This is a genomic window from Paenibacillus sp. FSL R7-0313 (assembly GCF_037969885.1).
GTDB lineage: Bacteria > Bacillota > Bacilli > Paenibacillales > Paenibacillaceae > Paenibacillus.
In genome coordinates this window covers 6,371,937-6,393,772 of record NZ_CP150219.1, presented here as the reverse complement: position 1 = coordinate 6,393,772, position 21,836 = coordinate 6,371,937, and the positions used below count along the sequence as shown (strand labels likewise).

At 43.1% G+C, this 21,836-nt stretch carries 32 protein-coding genes; 31 read left to right on the top strand and 1 reads right to left on the bottom strand.

Translation table 11 applies throughout. The annotated features are described in order from the left end of the window. Window positions 1–10: 10 nt before the first annotated feature. The 8 genes from NSQ38_RS27930 (at window position 11) to NSQ38_RS27895 (ending at window position 5,060) form a co-directional block, all read left to right on the top strand. Window positions 11–1,141: an ABC transporter permease gene (locus tag NSQ38_RS27930; protein ID WP_339785236.1), complete on the top strand. Its 1,131-nt coding sequence runs from the start codon at window positions 11–13 to the stop codon at window positions 1,139–1,141. Continuing rightward, window positions 1,138–1,815, top strand: coding sequence for an ABC transporter ATP-binding protein (locus NSQ38_RS27925; RefSeq protein WP_339785233.1), 678 nt, complete (start codon window positions 1,138–1,140; stop codon window positions 1,813–1,815). The genes NSQ38_RS27930 and NSQ38_RS27925 overlap by 4 nt, the downstream gene beginning before the upstream one ends. 163 nt (window positions 1,816–1,978) lie before the next feature. After that, window positions 1,979–2,539 carry an NUDIX domain-containing protein gene (locus NSQ38_RS27920; RefSeq protein WP_339785230.1) on the top strand — a complete coding sequence of 187 codons (561 nt, stop codon included), beginning with the start codon at window positions 1,979–1,981 and terminating at the stop codon, window positions 2,537–2,539. 22 nt (window positions 2,540–2,561) lie between these two features. Next, the gene (locus NSQ38_RS27915; protein ID WP_243391489.1) at window positions 2,562–3,074 is read left to right on the top strand and encodes a DUF4275 family protein; all 513 of its coding nucleotides are present in this window, start codon (window positions 2,562–2,564) and stop codon (window positions 3,072–3,074) included. Between the two features lie 28 nt (window positions 3,075–3,102). Next, the gene (locus NSQ38_RS27910) at window positions 3,103–3,696 is read left to right on the top strand and encodes a DUF4304 domain-containing protein (protein ID WP_339785227.1); all 594 of its coding nucleotides are present in this window, start codon (window positions 3,103–3,105) and stop codon (window positions 3,694–3,696) included. Window positions 3,697–3,738: 42 nt separating this feature from the next. Beyond that, entirely contained in the window at window positions 3,739–4,233 is a 495-nt protein-coding gene (locus tag NSQ38_RS27905; protein WP_339785224.1) for a hypothetical protein, read from the top strand. Between the two features lie 58 nt (window positions 4,234–4,291). Further along, window positions 4,292–4,747, top strand: a complete 456-nt coding sequence (locus NSQ38_RS27900; protein WP_339785221.1) for a phosphotransferase — start codon at window positions 4,292–4,294, stop codon at window positions 4,745–4,747. Window positions 4,748–4,766: 19 nt separating this feature from the next. Continuing rightward, entirely contained in the window at window positions 4,767–5,060 is a 294-nt protein-coding gene (locus NSQ38_RS27895) for an RNA polymerase alpha subunit C-terminal domain-containing protein (RefSeq protein ID WP_339785218.1), read from the top strand. 19 nt (window positions 5,061–5,079) lie between these two features. Here NSQ38_RS27895 and NSQ38_RS27890 read toward each other — a convergent pair whose 3' ends face one another. Further along, a complete protein-coding gene (locus tag NSQ38_RS27890; RefSeq protein ID WP_339785215.1) occupies window positions 5,080–6,018 on the bottom strand; it encodes a hypothetical protein in 939 nt (312 codons plus the stop codon). A gap of 358 nt (window positions 6,019–6,376) precedes the next feature. Here NSQ38_RS27890 and NSQ38_RS27885 point away from each other — a divergent pair, with 358 nt between their 5' ends. The 23 genes from NSQ38_RS27885 (at window position 6,377) to NSQ38_RS27775 (ending at window position 21,827) form a co-directional block, all read left to right on the top strand. Beyond that, window positions 6,377–6,883 carry a DUF2569 domain-containing protein gene (locus NSQ38_RS27885; RefSeq protein ID WP_339785212.1) on the top strand — a complete coding sequence of 169 codons (507 nt, stop codon included), beginning with the start codon at window positions 6,377–6,379 and terminating at the stop codon, window positions 6,881–6,883. A 120-nt stretch (window positions 6,884–7,003) separates the two neighbouring features. Further along, window positions 7,004–7,618 (top strand): histidine phosphatase family protein, encoded by a 615-nt coding sequence (locus NSQ38_RS27880; protein ID WP_339785210.1) that lies wholly within the window; start codon window positions 7,004–7,006, stop codon window positions 7,616–7,618. A gap of 144 nt (window positions 7,619–7,762) precedes the next feature. Beyond that, on the top strand, window positions 7,763–8,419 hold the full coding sequence (locus NSQ38_RS27875; RefSeq protein WP_339785207.1) for a pyridoxal 5'-phosphate synthase: 657 nt from the start codon (window positions 7,763–7,765) through the stop codon (window positions 8,417–8,419). 81 nt (window positions 8,420–8,500) lie between these two features. After that, window positions 8,501–9,076, top strand: coding sequence for a GNAT family protein (locus tag NSQ38_RS27870; protein WP_339785204.1), 576 nt, complete (start codon window positions 8,501–8,503; stop codon window positions 9,074–9,076). Window positions 9,077–9,105: 29 nt separating this feature from the next. Next, window positions 9,106–9,738 carry a hypothetical protein gene (locus NSQ38_RS27865; protein WP_339785201.1) on the top strand — a complete coding sequence of 211 codons (633 nt, stop codon included), beginning with the start codon at window positions 9,106–9,108 and terminating at the stop codon, window positions 9,736–9,738. 139 nt (window positions 9,739–9,877) lie between these two features. Next, window positions 9,878–10,834, top strand: a complete 957-nt coding sequence (locus NSQ38_RS27860) for a radical SAM protein (protein ID WP_339785198.1) — start codon at window positions 9,878–9,880, stop codon at window positions 10,832–10,834. A gap of 208 nt (window positions 10,835–11,042) precedes the next feature. After that, complete coding sequence (locus NSQ38_RS27855) at window positions 11,043–12,056, top strand: phosphodiester glycosidase family protein (protein ID WP_339785195.1); 1,014 nt, start codon at window positions 11,043–11,045, stop codon at window positions 12,054–12,056. Next, window positions 12,053–13,066 (top strand): bifunctional glycosyltransferase family 2/GtrA family protein, encoded by a 1,014-nt coding sequence (locus NSQ38_RS27850; protein ID WP_091033179.1) that lies wholly within the window; start codon window positions 12,053–12,055, stop codon window positions 13,064–13,066. Before NSQ38_RS27855 ends, NSQ38_RS27850 begins: the two co-directional genes overlap by 4 nt. Before the next feature lie 125 nt (window positions 13,067–13,191). Further along, window positions 13,192–13,452, top strand: a complete 261-nt coding sequence (locus NSQ38_RS27845; RefSeq protein ID WP_339785192.1) for a DUF962 domain-containing protein — start codon at window positions 13,192–13,194, stop codon at window positions 13,450–13,452. 21 nt (window positions 13,453–13,473) lie between these two features. Then, entirely contained in the window at window positions 13,474–14,184 is a 711-nt protein-coding gene (locus NSQ38_RS27840) for an AAA family ATPase (protein WP_339785189.1), read from the top strand. A 67-nt stretch (window positions 14,185–14,251) separates the two neighbouring features. Continuing rightward, window positions 14,252–14,746 (top strand): isochorismatase family cysteine hydrolase, encoded by a 495-nt coding sequence (locus NSQ38_RS27835; protein WP_339785186.1) that lies wholly within the window; start codon window positions 14,252–14,254, stop codon window positions 14,744–14,746. Window positions 14,747–15,192: 446 nt separating this feature from the next. Continuing rightward, window positions 15,193–15,714 (top strand): GNAT family N-acetyltransferase, encoded by a 522-nt coding sequence (locus NSQ38_RS27830; RefSeq protein ID WP_339785183.1) that lies wholly within the window; start codon window positions 15,193–15,195, stop codon window positions 15,712–15,714. 15 nt (window positions 15,715–15,729) lie between these two features. Beyond that, window positions 15,730–16,149: a hypothetical protein gene (locus NSQ38_RS27825; protein WP_339785180.1), complete on the top strand. Its 420-nt coding sequence runs from the start codon at window positions 15,730–15,732 to the stop codon at window positions 16,147–16,149. 149 nt (window positions 16,150–16,298) lie between these two features. Beyond that, window positions 16,299–16,781 (top strand): hypothetical protein, encoded by a 483-nt coding sequence (locus tag NSQ38_RS27820; RefSeq protein WP_339785177.1) that lies wholly within the window; start codon window positions 16,299–16,301, stop codon window positions 16,779–16,781. Beyond that, a complete protein-coding gene (locus tag NSQ38_RS27815; protein WP_339785174.1) occupies window positions 16,778–17,485 on the top strand; it encodes a hypothetical protein in 708 nt (235 codons plus the stop codon). The genes NSQ38_RS27820 and NSQ38_RS27815 overlap by 4 nt, the downstream gene beginning before the upstream one ends. A 131-nt stretch (window positions 17,486–17,616) precedes the next feature. After that, entirely contained in the window at window positions 17,617–18,129 is a 513-nt protein-coding gene (locus tag NSQ38_RS27810) for a GNAT family N-acetyltransferase (RefSeq protein ID WP_339785172.1), read from the top strand. A 12-nt stretch (window positions 18,130–18,141) separates the two neighbouring features. After that, window positions 18,142–18,645: a DUF4188 domain-containing protein gene (locus NSQ38_RS27805; RefSeq protein ID WP_339785169.1), complete on the top strand. Its 504-nt coding sequence runs from the start codon at window positions 18,142–18,144 to the stop codon at window positions 18,643–18,645. 25 nt (window positions 18,646–18,670) lie between these two features. Continuing rightward, window positions 18,671–19,171, top strand: a complete 501-nt coding sequence (locus NSQ38_RS27800) for a hypothetical protein (RefSeq protein WP_339785166.1) — start codon at window positions 18,671–18,673, stop codon at window positions 19,169–19,171. Between the two features lie 170 nt (window positions 19,172–19,341). Further along, on the top strand, window positions 19,342–19,593 hold the full coding sequence (locus tag NSQ38_RS27795) for a hypothetical protein (protein WP_339785163.1): 252 nt from the start codon (window positions 19,342–19,344) through the stop codon (window positions 19,591–19,593). Window positions 19,594–19,622: 29 nt separating this feature from the next. After that, window positions 19,623–20,015: a hypothetical protein gene (locus NSQ38_RS27790; protein WP_339785159.1), complete on the top strand. Its 393-nt coding sequence runs from the start codon at window positions 19,623–19,625 to the stop codon at window positions 20,013–20,015. Window positions 20,016–20,020: 5 nt separating this feature from the next. After that, window positions 20,021–20,368: a hypothetical protein gene (locus tag NSQ38_RS27785; protein WP_339785156.1), complete on the top strand. Its 348-nt coding sequence runs from the start codon at window positions 20,021–20,023 to the stop codon at window positions 20,366–20,368. Window positions 20,369–20,620: 252 nt separating this feature from the next. Next, window positions 20,621–21,340: a class I SAM-dependent methyltransferase gene (locus NSQ38_RS27780; protein WP_339785153.1), complete on the top strand. Its 720-nt coding sequence runs from the start codon at window positions 20,621–20,623 to the stop codon at window positions 21,338–21,340. Window positions 21,341–21,365: 25 nt separating this feature from the next. Next, complete coding sequence (locus tag NSQ38_RS27775; RefSeq protein ID WP_339785151.1) at window positions 21,366–21,827, top strand: hypothetical protein; 462 nt, start codon at window positions 21,366–21,368, stop codon at window positions 21,825–21,827. The last annotated feature ends 9 nt before the right edge of the window (window positions 21,828–21,836 follow it).

Genomic DNA, 21,836 nt, shown 5'->3' with positions numbered 1-21,836 from the left:
GTCACAGAACATGTACTTGGCTATTCGGGAAATGAGGTATGCCAAAGGGCGCTATGCCTTAATTGCTACAATCATGGTGCTGGTTTCATTTCTGGTACTGTTTGTCACAGGTCTTGCACAGGGGCTAGCGTATGATAACGCAGCTTCGGTCAAAAATATGGCAGCAACCCACTTTGTGCTGGAACAGGATTCGAATCATCGATTTACCCGGTCACAAGTGGATCAGGATCAACTTAATCAAGCTCGCTCCGTAGTGGGGCAAGAGAACGCTGAGCCACTCGGTGTGAAAATGACAACCGTCAGTCCAACGGGCGACACAAAAAAGATCGATGTCACGCTGTTCATGGTTAATCCGGAGGGCTGGCTTGCTCCAACGGTGACTGAAGGGTCTCTGATTACGGATCAGACAAAAGGGCAGGTTGTGGTGGACCAAAAGTTGTCTGAATCTGGTGTCACGATTGGTACCGTTCTGGTCGATCAAGCTTCGGGAACGGAGTGGACCGTTGGTGGATTTGTACAAAATGAATCCTTCAGTCACTCCCCAGTGGTGTTCCTGAATGAACAGGAATGGCTTACGCTTCAAGGAGGTTCACGAACTTCGCAAGGTTCAGCAGACACCAATGCCAATGCTCCGATATACAATGCTATTGCGATTAAGGATGGGGGCGATCAGGTAGACCGCCTGAGTGCTGCGATGCCTAATACGGAAGTCATCACAAAGTCGGATGCCGTATCGGCCATTCCTGGATATAAGGAAGAACAGGGATCGTTGCTCATGATGATCGCTTTTCTATATGTCATCTCGGCGTTTGTGCTTGCGGTATTCTTCTATGTCATCACGATTCAGAAAACGAGTCAGTTCGGCATATTAAAAGCCATCGGAACGCGGAATGGTTATCTGGCGGGTAGCGTTTCTTTGCAAGTCTTGGTCTTGTCGGTTGGTAGTCTGGTCATTAGTGTACTGTTGGTTCGACTGTTCGAGTCCATCTTGCCAGCATCAATGCCATTTCAATTAGGTTTTTCCACCCTCGCACTGACCTGCGTATTATTCATACTCATGTCTGTGGCGGGTTCATTGTTCTCGGTGTGGAAGGTTACCAAAATTGATGCACTTGATGCGATTGGGAGGACTGCAGCATGAGAAACCGATTGGTATTACAAGGAATTACACAGACCTTTGAAGATGGTGGCAGTAAACGGACGATTCTGGACAAGTTGGACCTTGAAGTTGCTGAAGGAGAACTTGTGGCTGTGATGGGGCCTTCCGGCTCGGGCAAAAGTACATTTCTGTCTATTGCAGGCGCACTTCTCGAACCGACGGAAGGACAGGTTCTGTTGGACGGAGCAAGTGTTATGGGTAAAAGCAAACAGGATATATCCGATATGCGGCTACAGCAGCTTGGTTTTATATTTCAAAGTGCCAACCTTATTCCTTATCTGAAAGTAGAAGAACAACTCATGGTCGTTGCAAAGCTCGCCGGAACGGATAAAAACAAGGCGGAGAAACGAGTGGATGAGTTGTTGGATACGGTAGGGTTGACCCATCGGCGGAAGGCGTATGCGGAGAAGCTGTCTGGCGGGGAACGTCAGCGGGTCGCCATTGCACGGGCCTTGATGAACGATCCGGCTGTTCTGCTGGCGGATGAACCAACAGCAAGCCTGGATGCGGAGCGAGGGCTGGATATTGTCGGCATGATTGCACGGCTCGTAAAGGAGCAGGGCAAGAGTGCAGTGATGGTCACGCATGATGAGCGGATCTTGCCGCTCTGTAGCCGGGTTCTTTTTTTGGAAAATGGGAAACTGGTGCAGCACTAGAAGGAGAATGGCCTGAGAGTCTGGAGAGAACACTGTTCCAAGGCTTAAGTGGAGAGATCGTAAGAAGGGGTCACATATTCCCGGTGGGAAGGTGGCCTTCTTTCTTTGTTTGCGACTATAATTGGAAGAATAGTGGATTTTACATAGAGAGGAACAGATGCGGATGAGCAGCTTAAATGCAGAACAATTCCCGGCACTGAGTACGTCGATTCATTGGGGGATTATTGAGGCAGAGTTCAGATTAAACGACATCGTGGATGAAAATCTGGTGAGTAATATTAGCATCATTCCATTTGTTGGGGATCAATGTGTCGTCTTTCAACTGGATAATGGAGACTGGGAGCTGCCCGGAGGCACGCTTGAAGCAGGTGAGCATTACATGGATGGACTGAAGCGCGAACTGATGGAGGAACTTGGGGCAGAAATGCGGTCCTATCAGATTTTTGGCCAATTCCACTGTACATCCAGTGCGTTGGAACCGTATCGACCACATATCCCGCATCCCCATTTTGTACGAATCATCGGATATGGAGATGTTGAACTTGTCGGTGATCCGCTGAATCCGGAAGATGGCGAGCAGGTGGTTGCAGTTGAAGTGGTAGAGATTAATGAAGCGATCCGAAGATTCCAGGAACAGAACAGACATGACATTGCGGAGATGTACAAACTGGCTTATGTACTGCGAAATGAAGCTAAACAGTCAGGCAAGGACCAGGTATTCTAATTCCAGATAGCCTACGGAGGTAATGATGATTCGAGATAAAATTAACGAGCTGCTGGATGCGTTACCCGAAATGGAACTGAACCGAGCATATTGGGGGATTGAGCGTATCCATCAGGAATATATGTTCAAGAAGAAATTGCAGGATAAGGGGGTTGTCGTATCCGAACTGTATGAGGAATCCGAAGGGATTGTACAGCAATGGGACAGCGTATTTGCCCATAATATCGATGATGTGGTCAAAGAGTCTATCCATTATAGCCAGTACAAGTGGCATATGTTCAGTTATGAACAACAGAAATGTCTGACACATGATGAAGCACGAGATGCTTTCGATGCCGAGCCGAAAGATGAAGTATATGTGATGTATGAAAGTGGTGGTTGGGTGCTTTTATACGAAAACGCGAATCGGGTCATTGCAGCGGATTTTGATTCGGAGCAGGATATCTATATCTTCGACCGAGCGTTTACATGGACGTACGTGTATACGCACGAATCCATGTGTGGCCCTTATTTTTATAAAATAGAACAAGCATGATTCTGAACAAATGGGGAGTGCATATCTAATGCAGGAACTTTTTAAGAAGATCATCAATACAGACGTCAAACCCTTATTTGCCAAACACGGCTATTCCAAGAAAAATCTGAATTTCTACAAAGCGGATGGAAACCTCACATATAAGTTCAACATTCAAAAAGCAAAGGTTAACACCAGTAGTCAAGTCCAGTTTTATGTTAATTGTGGAATTCATTCCACCGAACTTGCGGAGTTGCAGTCCGTTGAATTGAGTGGAACCATATTGGAGAACATATCTCATTTTACCTGCCGAATCGGAGAAATAGTCCCTTCCGCTCCGGCCCACTATACCTTAACGCCTAATATCGATCCAGACGCTTTAGCGAAAGAACTGGTGTCGCATTTGGAAGAGGGCATTTCATTCTTACACTCGCTAACAGGGGCCAGAGATATAGTCCATTATTATATGGCGAAGATAGCGCTACATTTAAGTGAAGAGACTTTCCGCTTTCTGCTACAAGCCGGTGATACGGAAGAAGCCAAGCATTATTTAGAGCAACTACATGCCAAATACGGAGCCGAAAAGCGCTGGGCCATATTTGCAAAGAAATATGCAGCCATTTTTGCCGAGTATGGATTGTAAGCTTTGCTCCAGACAAATAGCCAAAATGAGAGGGGATAACATATGAACGATACTCTATATAATTTAAATTTTGAGAAACTGTGTAATGAATTACAGCTTGGTGAATTGATCAGTACGCCCAAACCGATTTCAGGTGGACTTCTTCATCGAATGTACGCCATTGAAACGACACAAGCTAATTATGCAGTTAAGGCATTGAATCCCCAGATTATGATAAGGCCTGCTGCTGTGCAAAATTATATGGATTCAGAAAAAATCGCAAGCGTGGCAGCCGAACATATCCATGCTCAACCTGCAAAAAGGTTAAATGGTGCTTCAGTGCATAAAATTGATAATCAATTCTATCTAATATTTGATTGGATTGAGGGTCAACGTTTGAAACAAGATGAAGTTACTATCAATAACAGTTCTCTGATGGGAACGATCCTTGCAGATATCCATAAAACGGATTTTAGACAACTAGAGCTGGATAGTTCACAGGCGACTAATTCTAAAAAAAATAGATTGGATGTTTTATCTGAACAAAGGAAGAAATGAGAATTCGGAATGGATTGAGATTTTGGATTCCAATATGGATAAGCTGTATGAGTGGAGCATGAAAGCTAAGAATTCATCTTCCATGTTAGCATCCAATAATGTTATTAGTCACAGAGATCTGGAGCCTAAGAATGTGATGTGGAGACAAGACATACCTATTATTATAGATTGGGAATCGGCAGGTTATATTAATCCGATGCATGATCTGGTAGAAACAGCTGTGTATTGGTCAGTAGATAGCTCTGGAAGTATAAACGAGGAAAAGTTCTTGGCTTTTATAAGTGGATATAAGAAGCGAGTGGGGAGTCTAACAGCCAATTGGGAAGTGGTTCTGGATATTGGTTTTGCTGGAAAGTTGGATTGGCTCGAGTATAGTCTTAAACGGTCACTGTGGATTGAATGTACGGATATAGAGGAACAGTTAGTAGGTACATCACAAGTCATTTGGACTTTAGAGGCTTTAAAACAATATGAAAATATGATTTCAGATATTAAGAACTGGTTGAATACTTAATTCAGGAGAGGATACCCACATGGCAAACGATAAAGGAACACTCAGAACATGCGAACAAGGACATTCGTATTATAAAAAAAGTGATTGCCCAACCTGTCCGACTTGCGAAGCTGAACGTAAACCGACAGAGGGATTTCTAGCCTTGTTGTCAGCTCCCGCCAGACGTGCTTTGGAGAATGAAGGGATTACAACACTACTGCAACTCGCGGAGTACACGGAGAAAGAAATCCTGATGCTGCATGGAATCGGGCCATCTGCCATGCCTAAACTGCGGAACGCATTGGAAGAAGAGGGATTGTCTTTTAAGAAATAACCCTCTTCAATCCTGTCATTTAATCCAAACCTGAAGTAATCTCCTCGATGGTTACCTGGTATAACAGGTTATCTTCACTCAGTAGCAGACGATGTTGGCGAAAATCCTGCCGTGCCTGCTTGAAGGGCTGACCATCTACATTTAATAAACCAATCTTCTGCCCCTTGCTCAATCTACCGGGTTTCTCCATTTTTTTAAGCACAAACGTTCCATGTTTACCGTACCCGGCATCAAACAAGAAATGATAACCATCCGTACTGAAGCCGGAGGAACCGGAGATGTTTGGATTCATAAATGTAACGTTAGGTTCATTGGTTCCCCCTGAGATACAACCGAGTTCAAAATCGGTATAGAAGTAGAACCAGACCTGCTTCTCATTTACCACATTGAGTGAGTAACAATCTGCAATATCAGCTGCGCTGTTTTCGTACACTTTATTACCGTGCTCATCCCAGGCCAACAGACCGTTTGATCCAATTGGATCGCTCCATCCGTAGTTACCAAATACCCCTTCATCGAAGTAACTGGTCCAGATCGTTCCCTTCTCTGTGACCTGTACACTTTGGATACCGTCTCCCAACAGAAACTCGCGAATTGTATTTCCGTCCAGATCACACACTTTGGCGTTCAGATCAAACTGTTCATTTCCGTAATTCGCACATCGTGCTCCGACGAGCAGCAGATGATCATGTAATGGTTGTACGTAATGATAATTGAACGTCTGCCCCCAGATGACAACTTCCTCGATAGTTTGATCTGTCACAATAAGCACTTTGTACGTATAGCTTTGCTTCAATTTACTTTGGACGAACATACCTCGCTCTCTTTCGGGGATCTGATTCATCAACAGCACATAGACAAGGCCATCACCGCCCCACTGGGTGGAAACGATATCGAAGCCTTCGACATAATTTGAAATATCGGCAAAAGGCAGAAGTTTTACTTTAGGATTGGGCATATCCATATCCTCCTTTGTAGTCCAATGCAGAGTCACCACCTGCATCTGTATAAGAGCATTATGACGTACGTGTACTTTGCTGAACATGGTGGAAGTATAGCGAAGGTCTTCTTTGGTTTTCATAGTGTATGAGTACAATCTTTTGAAATGGCTGCTTCGTACTTGACACTCGTAGTACAATAAGGAAGTTGTGTAAAATTCTATAAAAAAGAAGGATGGAGAGGTACAATAAGGAGAGTGTGAGATTACATACAACGCACGTAAAGTAGGGTGAAAGAATTATCCGTAGATTCAATTGGCAATATTACAAGGAAGACTCATCTCAGAAAGACAAAACTGATTAAGGAAGTGTTACTAAGTGGAACCACATATTCAAGAGCAAAAGACAGACTACCGTCCACTAGGCGTATCGGGCTTAGGTGGTTGGCTGATTCTCACCCAGATTGGATTATTTCTTACGGTGATTTTTCTGGCGATCCAATTGATTCTGTATTGTTTGCCCATGCTTACAACAGAGACTTGGGAGCTGCTAACTTCGGAGCAATCTGAATATTATCACCCGTTATGGGGACCAGTCGTTATTTTTGAAACAGTATATAACACGCTCTTTTTAGTGTTTGGCATTTATACGATCATTGCTTTTTATAGCAAAAAATCGATCTTTCCTCGTCTTATGATCATGTTTTATAGTGTCAGTCTAGCCGTGAGTATCATTGATTATTTATTGTTGCTTCAGATTCCGATGGCAAGAGAACTTGAGGATGGAAGCTCGTTAAGAGATATTGGCAAGTCGGTACTTAGTTGTGCCATCTGGATTCCTTATTTTATCAAATCCGAGCGAGTTCATAACACATTTGTAAGATAGATGGTAAGCAGGAAATGCCCGATCTTGGATAGAAGCTATCTGAGGTCGGGTTTATTTGATACATACGAAAGTCGTTATAGATGAAAGTTAACCTGTTCAATGTGAAACGGAGGAGAGATCTTGAAAATTTATCTGATAAGGCATGGGATGGACGAGGAAGGATATCGAGGCGGATGGAGTGAGCGTGGACTTACGGAACAGGGGATCAATCAATCCAGGAGACTGGGCGAGCATTTGCATCATCATGCTGAGGAGTACAACATACATACGATTATTAGCAGTGATCTTCCTCGTGCAGTACAGACTACACGGGAAATTGAGAAGAAATTACATATGCAGGCTAGCTTAATGAAAGATTGGCGGGAGATGAATAACGGAGATATGGCAGGCATGCTCCATAAGGATGCTGAAGAACATTACCCGGGAGTTTATTTCAACACCCTTGAGATGGATTCACCTTTTCCAAGAGGAGAAAGTCCAAGGGATTTTTATAACCGGATAAGCACATCTTTCGAGAGTCTTCTTAGAGATATAGAGGAACAAACAGTCAAGTCCAATGTTCTGTTAATTACTCACGGCGGAGTGATTAACATCCTGTATTACCTGCTTGAGAAGAGGGAATGGAGCAATAAGTCCAGTTTTTATCCCATGGACAACACCAGTGTACATACCGTTGAAAAGGGAAGGCATGGTTGGAAACTAAGCAACGCAAATGTGTTGAGTCATCTAGATTAGTTGTTTGATATGTCTAACGGAATGGGTGAACCACGGATGCTCTTGGGTATTTATTTTGAAGAAGACAATGATCTGCTTACATGGGAAGCGGAGAGTAAAGGATAAAAATAAACGAATAGTTAAATAAAAGAAGGAGGCGATGGCATGACTGATCAACCCATTGAACTGTTACAACATTTGAAGTCTTTATCTGGACCATTTCCAACGTGGGATATGGGGCAGTTGCCGGAGCGGCCAGGGAAACTATTTTTGGATTGGTTAAGATTGGCGGTTGAGAACGAAGTGAAAGAACCTCATGCCATGACGATCTCGACTGTGGATCACGACGGTTACCCTGATGCGCGGGTGTTGATTTTGAAAAACGTAATTGACGAAACGTTTTATTTTGCCTCCAGTTCGGAGAGCCGAAAAGGGCAGCAGTTGAAGGAGAACCATCATGTGGCTCTCACCTTCTACTGGCCTTCCCTTGGAAGACAGATTCGGATAAGGGGAATTGCCGAAGATTGTGGAGATGAAGCGGGCGCTAATGATTTCCGCAAACGTTCAGCTGGAGCGAGAGCAGTTGCCATGACAGGACATCAGAGTGAGGTTTTGGATAGCGAGGAAGTACTGGATCGTTCCATCGAAGCTCAGAAAGTAAGGATAAGTCATGATCCCGGTGTCGTTACACCTAATTGGCGTTTATATGCCGTGAATGCACAAGAGGTGGAATTTTGGCAGGGAGATTCGGAGCGCAAGCATGTACGAGTCCGATATTCGATGCAAGATGGGCAGTGGAATACACTCAGGTTGTGGCCTTAATTTTAGAACAGATGAGCTAGGCAATACGGACCGAACCGCTGTGTGTTTCTTTTTCCTAACAATCTGAGGGAGGATAAATTTATGAAAACGATTGAAAGTTTCTTCGAACCATTTCCCGTGTTGGAAACCGAACGGACGTTACTCCGACCTCTTACCTCTGATGATCTGGAGGATATGTACAGTTACTGCGTTGTACCTGCTGTATCGGAGTTCACCACTTGGGACGCGCATCAGAGCATAGAAGACACCAAGGCTTTTTTGGATTTTGTCATGAGTCGCTATGAGACGGATCTAATAGGCCCATGGGGGATTGAAGATAAACACACCAATAGGCTGATTGGTAGTTGTAACTATCTAGGATGTGACAGCGATAACAGGAGAGTTGAGCTGGGATATGTATTATCTGATCAATTTTGGAATCAAGGCTACATGACCGAGGTAGTGAAACGAATCATCCAATTTGGATTTGACGAAGTGGGGCTCGAGCGAATCCAGGCCAGATGTTTAGTGGAAAACACAGGTTCCGCCAAGGTCATGGAGAAGGCAGGCATGCAATTCGAAGGTGTGCTGAGGAAATACATGAAGGTGAAAAATGAGCTTCAGGATCTGAAGATGTATGCTATCGTAAAAGAAGACTTCTATACTCGTATTAAATAAAGAATGTATTTTTGAAAGGGTGATCGAGGTTGAACAAAGGAATTCTGTATCTTATGTTATTCATGACTTTTTTAAGTAGCTCAGAAGTGACATACAATCGTAATGCCGTTTCAAAAGAACCTCCTGCACCTCATGCAACTAAGATATTTACTGAGGATGAATTCCAATTTCAGATTAAATCCAAAGATATTACGATTAAATTAGGAAGTACTCGTGAAGAGGTTGAGCAGCAACTTGGACTCCACGTGGATTATTACTACTACACGAATGTCTATCAGTACAAAGATATGAGAATTCATTACAAAGATGGCATTGTGGATGGCATTATGATTGATGGCCCGGCAAAGTTCAAAAAGTATAAAACGCCAAGAGGGATAGGTTATGGAAGTACAGTTCAGGAGGTCTTCCAACAATACGACAAAAAAGCTTTTATAGATACTAAAAAAGGAAAAGTAAAAAGTATTACATATGTCATGGAGAAAAATAAACAAGGAGACTACCATGTCATACCGTCCTTTGATCATGCAATATTGGAAGGAGGATTTGAGAACATGAAAGGGTTGTCCATGAATTTTGATCAAAAAGGTCGTGTCTCATTCATCATGCTGGCAAGCCATGAGTTTGCCTATAATCCAGAGTTCAACGTGGATGACATACAATAGAGGGATGCTGGAATTACCTTGCATCACACATTACAACAACCAACGTGCATAATGTTATATCGTCAACCGTGTGCCATCCGCTATACTCTTCAAGTTATCCAAACGTGGATAGAATGAAGGAACCAGGAGGTACAACGAATTGATAGCCAAAAACAAATATAAATCACTTGAACTGGAAACCCCTGGCGTATATGAGCTGGAAGGGCTTGAAGTGGGAGTGACGTCGAACTGCAATTATAAATGTGACTACTGCTGTGCCTACAATCGGGATGATGGAGCATGTATTACTAGTCAGGAAGTTATCCGTATTATTAGTGAACTTCCTCGTCTCAAGCGAGTGCGATTGTCCGGAGGAGAAGTAACACTGAAATACCAGGATTGCCTGGAGATTGTGACGTACTGTGCAGCACATGGCATTGATACACAATTGAATAGTAATGCTAGTCTGCTGACCGAAGAAAGGATTCTCGCGTTGCGTGATGCAGGCTTGTCCAACATCCATATCTCGTTCAATTATACGGATGCGGAGTCCTATGCTGCGTACTACCGTGTGCATCCTCGCATGTATGAAAGACTGGAGCAGAATATCCGTTTGTGTACGGAAGCCGGTCTGGAGACGGTGCTAGAAACGTTACTGTTTGAAGGTAACCAAGCGAACATGCAGGCCATTAGCAATAAGGTGTATGATCTGGGTGTGCGCATCCATGAGATCCAGAATAGCATTAAGATGCCACATACCGATTGGAGCCAGATTGTATCCAAAGAGTCCCTTGTTCGATCTGTGACGGAATTAATTAAACATAAAAAGCCAGATACAACGCTCTATTTTACCTGTATGGATCGGTTTGCTGAACAGTTGAATTTGCGTGAACAACCTGGTGTGTATTTCTCGAATTGTGTGGATGGCACGAAACAGCTGCACTTGCACGGCAACGGGGATATTCTCATCTGTGAGTTATGCCATCCTGTCGTGATTGGCAACATTTATAACGGAACGTCGTTGAAGGATATCTATGCTCAGCAGCCACCGGCGTTAACGGAATTTTTGGAAAAGCGGCCATGTCCCGCATACGATGCTCTTTTTGCAGACGCATAACAGGAAGACCTGTTGAAGATGTGATATGAATGTTGAACGAAATATGTACACGATAACAGTGACATTTAGGGTTCTATAGATTAAAAAATCAAGGTGATCTGATTTCCTTAATAGGAAAACGGATCACCTTTTTTGATATGGTTTCAGATTCATTTAAGCTACCCGGCCTAATATGACCTTAAGACTTAGATGAAGAGGTGAGCTTTACATGATGAAGATCTATGAGAAACCAACCCGGAAAGACCCAAATAAAAGACCGATCTCCCCAAGAAAGCGCAGATGGCTCATCATCACACTGGTCATCGTGCTTGCGGTAGGTGGAATCCTGTACAGCTTGGCTGACCGTTACCTGATCCGGCATGTGCAGGTGATTGTGGCGGATGAGAACACGGCAACGGCAACAACAGGCAACGCCAATGATTCCAGCAGTACTACGACCACTACGACTGAAGTAAATGCAACGTCAGATGATTGGAATTATTCGAGTGATGATATGAAAGTCAATATTGAAAAGGTACAGACTGGTTCAGGCTCGGATCAGATTACGTATTATGTTGCTGACGTTCAGCTAACAGATGCAAGCAGCCTGCGAACCGCGCTGGCGGATAACAGCTTTGGAACAAACATTACCGAAAATACGTCAGAGATTGCCGCAGCCAACAATGCGATCTTTGCCATTAACGGTGATTACTATGGATTCCGTGATGATGGTGTCATTATTCGAAATGGAACATTGTATCGGGACAGCCCCACGCGGGATGCACTTGCCCTGTTCAATGACGGAACGATGAAAACCTATAACGAGAACGAGATTTCTTCCTCGGAATTGCTGGCCGAAGGTGCAACCAATACGTTATCCTTTGGGCCCATTCTGATTCAGGATGGCGAGATCGTCAGTGATTTTAGCAGTGTGAAAATCGATAACAACTTTGGCAACCGCTCCATCCAGGATGCGAATCCAAGAACTGCGATCGGCATGATTGCTCCGAATCATTACGTCTTCGTGGTGGTGGACGGACGGCAGGACGACAGCCGTGGCATGACCTTGGCAGAACTGGCTGATGTCATGAAAGGCCTTGGAGCAACCGAAGCCTACAATCTGGACGGCGGCGGTTCATCCACGATGTATTTTATGGGCAGAGTCGTTAATAACCCGCTGGGACGCAACCAGGAACGTGGCGTAAGTGACATTTTATATCTGACGGAGGGACAAGGATCATGACGATATTAATTCCATCATATGAACCCGATGTGCGTTTGCTAAATCTTGTTCTGCAGTTACAGACATTTAAGCTTGGACCTATTGTGATTGTGGATGATGGTAGTGGACCCGGTTACCGTGGCATTTTTGAAACAGCAGAAGCCTATGGCTGTACGGTCCTGACACATCCCGTCAATCTGGGTAAGGGCAGGGCGTTGAAGACAGGCTTCCAGTACATTAAGGAGTTTGGACCTCAGGGTGGTGTCGTGTGCGCAGATAGTGACGGACAGCATCTGCCACATGATATTAAGCGTATCTTCGAAGTATTGCTTGCACAAACGACACCAGGAATTGTACTCGGCAGCCGTCGCTTCAGTGGTAAAATTCCAGCACGCAGCCGTTTTGGCAACACCGTCACACGGGCGGTCTTTTCCCTCACAACAGGTACCAAAGTATATGACACGCAGACGGGTCTACGCGGTTTTCCTTACTCCATGCTGGACTGGCTGAACCAGATTCCCGGGGATCGGTTTGAATACGAGATGAACATGCTGTTAACGGCACACAAGGAAGGGTATGAGATTACGGAGGAGTTTATTGATACGGTGTATCTGGATCACAATGAGTCCTCCCATTTCCGCCCGCTGGTTGATTCATTCCGGATCTATATGCCAATCCTGATGTTCAGCACATCTTCGGTGCTGTCCGCTCTGATTGATTTTGGACTATTATTTGTTATTCAGTATTTCACACACAATCTGTTTCTGTCGGTTGTCGCAGCAAGACTATGCAGTTCCATCTTCAACTATACGATTAATCGGAAGTATGTATTTTCCGCTGGACGAACCTCGAAGGTTCGGCAGTCTTTGCCCAAATATTTCTCACTTGTCTTGCTGGTGCTGTTATTAAACTATGGTTTATTGTACTTTTATAATGAAAAACTGATTATTCCACTGCTCGCAGCCAAATTATTGACCGAGGTATCGATCTTTGTATTCAGCTATTGGGCGCAGCGCAGATTTGTCTATTAACCTGAAGAAAGAGTAAGCCTATGGCTTGCTCTTTTTTGGTTGAAACGGTTTCATATGTACCCCGAAATAGGTTACGATGGATTGGGAAATAAGGAGCCTTATTATAGGTGAATGGATGTGGGTTGATGTTGAATCGTCTGCGCAAGGACTTGCGTTATTACCTTCAGGAGCATCAGGATCGGAATAACCGCATTTTGCATTATTTCGCGTTTATATCGGCGTTTGTGGCATGGATTTTTTTGTTTATTGATATCAAAGTCACGTTGCTACTCGTTGTCATCCATTACGCTTTATCCTGGATTGGGCACTTCTATTATGAAGGCAATAAACCCGCAGCTTTTCGTTATCCTCATAATTGTAAATATTCTTTAGTTAAACTTATATAAAATAAATGTGGGAGGATGATTATGTATCTTCGAAGTGTGGAACTCATGTCGGCCAAGATTGAGAATCGGGACCAATATCCTTTTGACATCCCCGCGATACGGTCCTTGGAACGTTTGGAGCTCACGAATAACATTACTTTTTTTGTAGGTGAAAATGGTTCTGGGAAATCTACGCTGCTGGAAGGCATCGCTCATCAATGTGGATTCAATACCGCAGGGGGCGGCAGGAATAATACCTATGAGACACATGCTTCGGAATCCTCGCTCGGGAATTATCTCAGGCTGGCATGGTTGCCCAAAATAACGAATGGTTTTTTCATGCGCTCTGAATCCTTCTATCAATTCGCATCACATGTGGATGCGATGCCGGAGTCACTTCAATATTATGGCGGGCGTTCATTACATGAACAATCGCACGGAGAGTCTTTTCTCAACTTGTTCGTCAATCGCTTCAGTTCCAAAGGCATCTATCTGCTCGATGAGCCCGAAGCCGCTTTATCTCCAGCTAGGCAGCTTTCCTTATTGCGTATCCTTCATGATCTCTCAGGCACTTCGCAATTCATTATTGCGACGCACTCACCCATTCTGCTGGGGTATCCGGGGGCAGAGATTTTAAGTTTTGACGATAGCCATATTCAAGAGGTAGCCTATGAGGAGACCGATCATTATCAGATTACTCGCAGTTTTCTGGAGAACCGCGACCGGATGCTGAATGAATTATTTAAAGATTAAGTTCTCAGTTTAACAAAGGAAGTTACTAAGCCATGAGACGTAAAATTTATTATTGAGGAGAGATAGGATGAAAGTAGGTTTGCTAATTGTTGATATGCAAGAGAGTATTGTACGGAAAAAGATGGACCAGACTTCGATAGACCATGCCTGTGAGTACATTAACCATGTGGCTAACGTGCTGCGATTGAATGAACATGTGGTCGTTCACGTGCAGGATGTGGAGGGAATGGAGGAGGCCAAACCGGAAGAGTATCGTATTATTCCCGAGGTGGATGTGAACGAGAAGGATCTCACGGTTACCAAGGAAGCTTCCAATGCCTTCTGGCAGACCGATCTGGAGCAGGTGTTGAAGAGTCATGGAATCGAATTGGTGATCATCGCTGGTTTTGCCGCAGAAGAATGTGTTCTATTCACCTACAACGGAGCGATGGAGCGTGGTTTCCGGCCGGTGATGTTGCAAAATGGAATTCTTAGCACACATCACGAAGCGGTGACTTCAACGTACAGAGATCGCAATGTGATCTCATATCCTGTGGTTGATTATCTATATAAGTTCAACTAAAGAGGTTTACACTGAGCACTCCAATGACAGAGCAACCTTCCGATCGCTGTTATCCCCAGATTTTTTTGATTCCCTTTTTAAAGGGGAAATCCGGTGATAAAGGCGAACGCTCCGCTTCTTCAGGTTATTTCTGTCCTCTCCGTTTTTGTGTAAAAAGTTTAGTTGAACCTATATAATTCAATAATTATTAGCTAAGTGCTAATGGATACTTGGTGAAAAATAAAGATAAGACCAATAATCGGACTCTGTAGGGAGTCTTTTTTTTTTGCACAAATGTACACTTCCACTACGACAGTTAAGGTTACTCTATGATTTAAACCAAACTTTGCCTATATCTGCTGTGGTTGAAAGGATATATTGAGAACAGGGCACAGCAAACTCGTTGTGGACATCGGAAAGGTTATGTATGGATCACTAACCAACTCATTAACTAAGGGAGATATGTAATGAAGATGAATGTACAAATTACGAGTATTTTGCCAGAGCAGAAGGAATTGTTTCTCAACCTGTACAACTTGTACTTATATGATCTGTCTGAATTTTCTGGCGAGGATCTACTAGAAGAGGGGAAATATGATCCAACTAACACCTATTTATATTTGGAACGTGATGAATTACATCCGTTTTTGATTCAGTATGAAGGGAAGGTTATTGGATTCGTACTGGTGTGCTCACCTCCATATGTGCCGGAAGAAGTGGATTATACCGTGCAAGAGCTGTTCCTGGTGAAAAAATATCGCGGGCAGGGGCTGGCAGCACAAGCGGTTGACTTGGTTTTTGCTCAATTTGAGGGTACATTCCAAGTGGAACAGCTTGCTAACAATGCAGTGGCAGTTTCGTTCTGGAAAAGATATTATGAGCAACATCAGATTGAATATACCGAGTCTGAATATAACATTGAAATTGACAACATCGCTGGTAGCCACCGGATTTTGTCCCAGACTTTTGTGCGTGAAAGAGAGAAATAATATTTGAATTAGAAGGTGATTGCTCTGTTCATTATCGCAGCAACCAAGGGGGATTTGAAGTGGATTTCGGGTGTATTTCAGGCAGAAGATGTAGCTAGACAGTACATGGATCTTATACCAGATGAGCTTAAGGGATACCAGAAATTCGTTCAGATAGAGAACCTCACATATCCTTTTTATATTATAGAGCGTCAGGAATCTCCGTTTAGGTTTCTCGGTAAATATGAAGTGATTTCACTTTTCGATCATACGGATGTATCAGAGGACGAAGATGAGGTGCACTTTAATATCTACATGGTGGATTCAGATTATAGACCAAAGAAACCTGGAACAGATTATATGGGAATGCTGAGGCATGATCATGTGACCAATGAATTTATAGAGATGTATCGAGAAGAAGGAACAAAATTTCTGAGTAAACGAAGGATTTTATGAATGTAAGGAAGTTTTATCCCGGTCCTATTTACTTCTCCTAATTAGGGAGCTAGATAGGATCTTTTTCAATTTCCATTTACCAATACATGGGTTATGATGAATTAAGAGGAGTCCTATGTGAGTGACGTGTAAGGGGGAAGTACGTAGGAATGCCAAAGCATTATTTTGTTATCGAAAACAAATCGCAAGTGGACGGGAATATCCATACCTCCTACTCATGGGATTCACAAGGGAGAATACAAGGAAGTGGATTAACCACAGAGAATCATGCGACCTTGGAAGACGAATTCATTGCGTACATCTATGATTCCCTTTGTTGGTTGGATACTTGGAATCCATCTACCTGCATGAGATGTAGTGGGCTGAACAACTATGGAATAACCGTTATTGAAGAACAGGATGTTTTGTTGAAGTTTCATCAACTCATTCGGGCCTGGATCGATCTATTTAACCATGCGGCGGATCCGATTGTTCTAACAGGGAGTTACTGTGTTGATGGAGAAGAACGGAAGGGCTACTACGAGAAACTCGTGTACAACAAAGTTGAATTAATCAACGAATTACATAAGCTTGCTAACATGGCAAAGTATGCTGAGGTAAATGGGAAGTGTATTGTGCATTTTGGGATATGAAATTTAACTCTTTTAAGATCCAATTTACTATAAAAGGAGTTTTTATATTGCCTTGGCCTATGGTTCATTTTGCAATTGCATCCGAGTTGATATCCGAGCCATCCCCTGAATTGTTATTGGGAAGCCTTGCTCCAGATTCCATCCATGTAAGAACCAATCTTCGTACCGAGAAGGCAAAAACCCACCTCATGCCAGAGGCAGGAAGATTTGCAACTGACGAAGAACTTAAAGAATTTTTTGAATCCAACAAGAAGGTAGCCTATAGTGATCCCAAATTCATGCAATATCTGTGCGGTTATATCGCCCATATCTATACGGACCGTGTGTGGACATTCGATATTTATCCTGCATATGAAGTTCATCCCAATGGAAGAAGCGTGTATACACAGGATGTCACGAAGTTGGAGTTTTTGATTTTACGGAATTGGAACAAGGCCAACGATTGGTTAAGTGCGCTGAAAGTGGGGAGAGCATTTAATTTAGGCGGATTGCTGGAATCTGAGGTGTATCAGTATAGAGGAGAGAAACTGGCGTTTTTAGCTAACCCTGACAACGAACCTTTTGGTGACTTAAATATTTTATCCATGGAAGCTATGGAAGAGTTTATACGTACAACAGGATTGGCGCTAAAACAATTGTTTACGAAATGGAATGTGTATACAGATTTACGTGAAGGGAGATCCTATCATGCAAAAAAACAATAATAGAACATTCTGATCTAATGAAGAAGTATCCCAAGAGTGCAGCATTTTGATTATCTATCGTTGTGTTGAATTTGGTATATACCTTTGGTAGGGATATCGGGGTGTGGCTTTACCACCTGACTCATTAGAAAATGATTGTAATGAAAGGAGAGGGTCTGGATATGGGAAACTCAATTCGGTTGGCTCTTTATCACGAGCAATATGACCAAGATTTGGATGATTTCGCTCTAAGAGGAGATCAGCTTCAGTTTACTGCAATGCCTGCGGATGTGATTGATGAAGCTATACAAAATCCGGACAAAGACCCGATGGTTATCCTTCATGAAGAGAAAGCTGTTGGATTCTTTATACTACATAAAAATTCTGAATACGTTGAAGATAAAGATGCATCTCATACCATACTGATACGTGCTCTATCCATTTCGATGGAACACCAAGGAAACGGGTATGCGAAGGCAGCAATGAAGGCATTGCCTGAATTCGTTCTCCATCGCTATCGGGATATTGATGAGATTATTTTGGCTGTAAATGAAAGAAATATTGCGGCACAGCAGTTATATCTGAAATTGGGTTTTCTCGACAGGGGTGTTCGAAAGATGGGCATCCATGGTCAGCAACTAATCTTGCATAATAGAATCACATAAAGGAGGAGAGACGTGCCGAATATATATAAGGGAAGATATTCAGCTCAGATTGAGGGAGAATTTGTTGTTTTTATCATCGGAATGAGGATCAATCGTCTGTGGGCTATACATAAATGGCTGCCTGTCTTAAAGTCCATGGGCCCGATGATTAAAGAACTGTATATGAATCCGGAGACCGGATTTCTGAGTACAGAGTATTTTATAAGCTGGCGTGGGGTGACGCTACTCCAATACTGGCGCTCTTACGATGAGTTGGAGAAATACGCACGGGGCGGATTACACTTGGAAGCTTGGAAAAGATTCAACCGATCCATTGGTACTGACGGAACAGTAGGGATCTATCATGAGACATACAAGGCTCAGTCGGGTTCCTTTGAGACCATATACGCCAACATGCCCAAATTCGGATTAGCTAAAGCGTCTGACCATGTGCCTTCGACAGGGAAGATGGAGACATCCAGACGCAGAATGGGCGGAGAGAATGACCCTGCAGTGAAAGCACCAGAGAATCCTTAAAGTGGTGAATAGAGAGGAGCATGTTATGAAGGCTAAACTTCGATCAGAAGATGTACATTCAAAACAGCTTAGCTGGTTGTGTATTAAACCGATGCTTGTTTCTGTACGGGGCAGAGATATGGCAGCCAAAACAGAGATATACCGAAAGTTACACGAAGGGCAACAAGCTTTATTTCTGTTCTATTCCTATCACAATCACACGAAGAGTCTGGCAGAATTTTATTGGTTTTCGGCATATAACATCATTGAGATCAAGAGTTGGAATGGAATTAAAAAAGGGATGCACTTTTTTCATTTAGATGAAATGGTAACTGTACTGGACCAGATAGAAAGTCTGATCACGGACAAAAACAGAGTGGATGAAGTGTGGCGTGAGGTACTGCCAACGGATCTGGAGAAGGACCCGATCTTGCTCCAGAGAACAGAGGCATTATATGCTGCATATCAGACTGTGGCACAAGCAGCTATTGCACACATGAATGAGATAATCCTGCAAAATCAGGAGATGTATCTGGAGATTGAGTAAGGTTATATGAATGTATGAATGCATAGGGGCTACTCATGAGTGAGTAGTCTTTTTATCATGTATGAGAACATTGGCTGCACATCATCGCTTTTTATTTTTATGCTAGAATGGATAGCAGGAAAAAAGCGGAAGAGTTAAATAACATTCTCAAGTAGGTAAGGAGAACAAGTATGAACGAGGAAGAACTGCTGGAGTTATACGGATTGGAGCCTGATGACATCCATCGAGAGCCGATCCGAGAACTATTGAAGCAAGAGATTGAGAACCGAAAGTCAGTCAGACTTTATTTTATCTGGAAAAAATGGACGGGGGGCAGGCCCATGAGGAGTTGCTTTACCTTAAACAGTGCGAGCCCGTATGATTTTGTTGATTTTTCCAAAGCGGAATGGGTCTCAGACTATAAACAATATTACGGTGTTTGATATATGTGCATACTGGAAGGAGAGGTACTATGCCAAGTTTGCATGACAACATCATATTAAGTTACGAAGTCGATTTAGAGAACGAAAGGATAAGGATGTGTACTCGTTCAAGTCATGATGTGCCGAAAAATATGGATGTCTTATTCTCTGGTGTAATGGCCCATGCGTTTGATACACCGCTGCATGGCAGTATTATTTTGGATCTCGATGAGTGGGACGTAGAGCATTTTATCCCTCATAATCGAGAGTTGTTAGAGTCGGGGAAGGGCTACGGTTGGCCTGTCAGTTATGTTTCCTATGAGGAATTACAAACTCGGCTAATAGAAGAGAAATACAAGTACATGGTGATCTCATCCTCCTATGGATTGAGTGGTTGGGTTTTGGCGAAGAACATAGAAATATCGGTTAAAGAAACGGGGTGAATGGTATGGAGCGTGAGAACACGCAGCATGGTAGCAAGAGGGGCGCGGGACTAAGAGTGGGCATTGTTGTGCTTGTTGTTCTGCTCGTTATTCTAGTCATGACCAATCCAAACGAAGAAGATTTTGTTGCATGGCTTGCAAGTGAACATGACATCCATTTATCGTATGATGTGAATGAAGGCAGGCCGTTTACGCAGACAATTGACGGTGAGGGAAAGAAGCTTCATTTTAAAGGTGGACATATACGTCATATGGGGATTTTTTCAACATATAGTTACCGTTTTGCGGATAATGAAGAAAAAGAGATTCAGATTGAAGCGGTCGGCATAATGAATATGCTATTTAATAGATAGGTAGTTTGATTGTGGACAGTTACAAAATTTGGGAGAAAGTTCTGCTGATATACGCGCTCTTTGCATGATGTAACTCGTGCAGAGAAGCGTGTTTTTTTGCGTGAAAAGTGCTAGAAATAGAGATGGTTTACTTCGTTTATTCGCAAATTCCACATTATGGGTTATGATGTACCTTGAGAGAAAATTTTACATACATAGGAAGTCTTCTTCTTTTAAATTAAAAGCAAAGTCATAACCGGGATGGTGTTTTCCGTGGATGAATTGAAGAAACATTTGAGTACGCATCGGGCAGGGCAGGTATTGGACGTAGGCACGGGATCAGGTAGATTTATTCCTACTTTACTTGAACTATTCAGTGGTATCGAACAGATTACTGGAATGGATACGGATATGGATTCGTTACGTCAAGCAGAGGCTACGTATGCGGGCCATGGAAGGATTCAGTTTAAGCCGATGGATGCGAGTAACATGGGATTTGCAGATGGGACGTTTGATACGGTCTGTATTTCGAATGCATTGCATCATTTACCGCCAGGTGCACAGGTCCTGGAAGAAATGAAGCGAGTTGTGAAAAGAAACGGTCTGTTTCTCATGAATGAATTAGTCAGTGATGAGCCGAATGAAGCCCAGCTGACTCATATTTTATATCATCATTTCAGTGCCGCTATAGATCAGCGTTTGGGAATATACCATCATCACACGTACACGCGTCAGGAAGTCAGGGATATCGTTACTGCCAGTGATATACGTATACATTGGACATACGAATACAACGAACCCAAGCCGGATGTTATGGCAGAACGGGATATACATTTGGTTACTAATACCTGCAAACAGCATATGGAACGGGCCAAGGCGTTTGAAGATTATGCGGCTTTTGCAGAACAAGGTAATTCTATCATCGAACGTTTGAAAACGGTCGGAATTCAGCGCCCAACGCAGCTCATGATCGTGGGAGGTTTGGAAGATTAGACGAATGCTGATCGGAGGATGGAATATGAAGAAGTTAATGATAGTTTCATTAATATTTCTACTTCTGGTGGCCTGTCAGAACAAAGGAAACACTGAAGATGCACAGCAAGATGAAGAAATATCGACATCCCAAGAGAAAGAAGACATCCCACCAGAGTACCTCGATGAAACAAACTATACAGGGGATGAATTGGAAATCGTCAAACTTATGAATGCCCGTATGCGTTATTTATACGAAAAGGATGAAAAAGCATATATGAATCTTTTTGATCCAAAATCTCCTATATCGGGCATGGGAAGATACAAAGTTCTCAAGGCTACTTCGATGAGCGATATAACTATACAGGAGCAAAGGAAGCTCTATCAGGCAGCGGTGACGGTTAATGAGTTAAAAGAGAACAACGAAGAGTATAACATTACGATGGTGTTTTGGAAAAAGAAAGAAGATGGCGATTCTGCGCAATGGGTTATTGCAGATATCGATTAATAACCTAGT

What these genes read in the sequence shown, in the direction of transcription:
- NSQ38_RS27930 (WP_339785236.1), top strand. Translation starts at nt 11, where the DNA reads ATGTACTTGGCTATTCGGGAAATGAGGTATGCCAAAGGGCGCTATGCC.
- NSQ38_RS27925 (WP_339785233.1), top strand. Translation starts at nt 1,138, where the DNA reads ATGAGAAACCGATTGGTATTACAAGGAATTACACAGACCTTTGAAGAT.
- NSQ38_RS27920 (WP_339785230.1), top strand. Translation starts at nt 1,979, where the DNA reads ATGAGCAGCTTAAATGCAGAACAATTCCCGGCACTGAGTACGTCGATT.
- NSQ38_RS27915 (WP_243391489.1), top strand. Translation starts at nt 2,562, where the DNA reads ATGATGATTCGAGATAAAATTAACGAGCTGCTGGATGCGTTACCCGAA.
- NSQ38_RS27910 (WP_339785227.1), top strand. Translation starts at nt 3,103, where the DNA reads ATGCAGGAACTTTTTAAGAAGATCATCAATACAGACGTCAAACCCTTA.
- NSQ38_RS27905 (WP_339785224.1), top strand. Translation starts at nt 3,739, where the DNA reads ATGAACGATACTCTATATAATTTAAATTTTGAGAAACTGTGTAATGAA.
- NSQ38_RS27900 (WP_339785221.1), top strand. Translation starts at nt 4,292, where the DNA reads ATGAAAGCTAAGAATTCATCTTCCATGTTAGCATCCAATAATGTTATT.
- NSQ38_RS27895 (WP_339785218.1), top strand. Translation starts at nt 4,767, where the DNA reads ATGGCAAACGATAAAGGAACACTCAGAACATGCGAACAAGGACATTCG.
- NSQ38_RS27890 (WP_339785215.1), bottom strand. Translation starts at nt 6,018, where the DNA reads ATGCCCAATCCTAAAGTAAAACTTCTGCCTTTTGCCGATATTTCAAAT.
- NSQ38_RS27875 (WP_339785207.1), top strand. Translation starts at nt 7,763, where the DNA reads ATGACTGATCAACCCATTGAACTGTTACAACATTTGAAGTCTTTATCT.
- NSQ38_RS27870 (WP_339785204.1), top strand. Translation starts at nt 8,501, where the DNA reads ATGAAAACGATTGAAAGTTTCTTCGAACCATTTCCCGTGTTGGAAACC.
- NSQ38_RS27855 (WP_339785195.1), top strand. Translation starts at nt 11,043, where the DNA reads ATGATGAAGATCTATGAGAAACCAACCCGGAAAGACCCAAATAAAAGA.
- NSQ38_RS27850 (WP_091033179.1), top strand. Translation starts at nt 12,053, where the DNA reads ATGACGATATTAATTCCATCATATGAACCCGATGTGCGTTTGCTAAAT.
- NSQ38_RS27845 (WP_339785192.1), top strand. Translation starts at nt 13,192, where the DNA reads ATGTTGAATCGTCTGCGCAAGGACTTGCGTTATTACCTTCAGGAGCAT.
- NSQ38_RS27840 (WP_339785189.1), top strand. Translation starts at nt 13,474, where the DNA reads ATGTATCTTCGAAGTGTGGAACTCATGTCGGCCAAGATTGAGAATCGG.
- NSQ38_RS27835 (WP_339785186.1), top strand. Translation starts at nt 14,252, where the DNA reads ATGAAAGTAGGTTTGCTAATTGTTGATATGCAAGAGAGTATTGTACGG.
- NSQ38_RS27830 (WP_339785183.1), top strand. Translation starts at nt 15,193, where the DNA reads ATGAAGATGAATGTACAAATTACGAGTATTTTGCCAGAGCAGAAGGAA.
- NSQ38_RS27820 (WP_339785177.1), top strand. Translation starts at nt 16,299, where the DNA reads ATGCCAAAGCATTATTTTGTTATCGAAAACAAATCGCAAGTGGACGGG.
- NSQ38_RS27815 (WP_339785174.1), top strand. Translation starts at nt 16,778, where the DNA reads ATGAAATTTAACTCTTTTAAGATCCAATTTACTATAAAAGGAGTTTTT.
- NSQ38_RS27810 (WP_339785172.1), top strand. Translation starts at nt 17,617, where the DNA reads ATGATTGTAATGAAAGGAGAGGGTCTGGATATGGGAAACTCAATTCGG.
- NSQ38_RS27800 (WP_339785166.1), top strand. Translation starts at nt 18,671, where the DNA reads ATGAAGGCTAAACTTCGATCAGAAGATGTACATTCAAAACAGCTTAGC.
- NSQ38_RS27795 (WP_339785163.1), top strand. Translation starts at nt 19,342, where the DNA reads ATGAACGAGGAAGAACTGCTGGAGTTATACGGATTGGAGCCTGATGAC.
- NSQ38_RS27790 (WP_339785159.1), top strand. Translation starts at nt 19,623, where the DNA reads ATGCCAAGTTTGCATGACAACATCATATTAAGTTACGAAGTCGATTTA.
- NSQ38_RS27785 (WP_339785156.1), top strand. Translation starts at nt 20,021, where the DNA reads ATGGAGCGTGAGAACACGCAGCATGGTAGCAAGAGGGGCGCGGGACTA.
- NSQ38_RS27775 (WP_339785151.1), top strand. Translation starts at nt 21,366, where the DNA reads ATGAAGAAGTTAATGATAGTTTCATTAATATTTCTACTTCTGGTGGCC.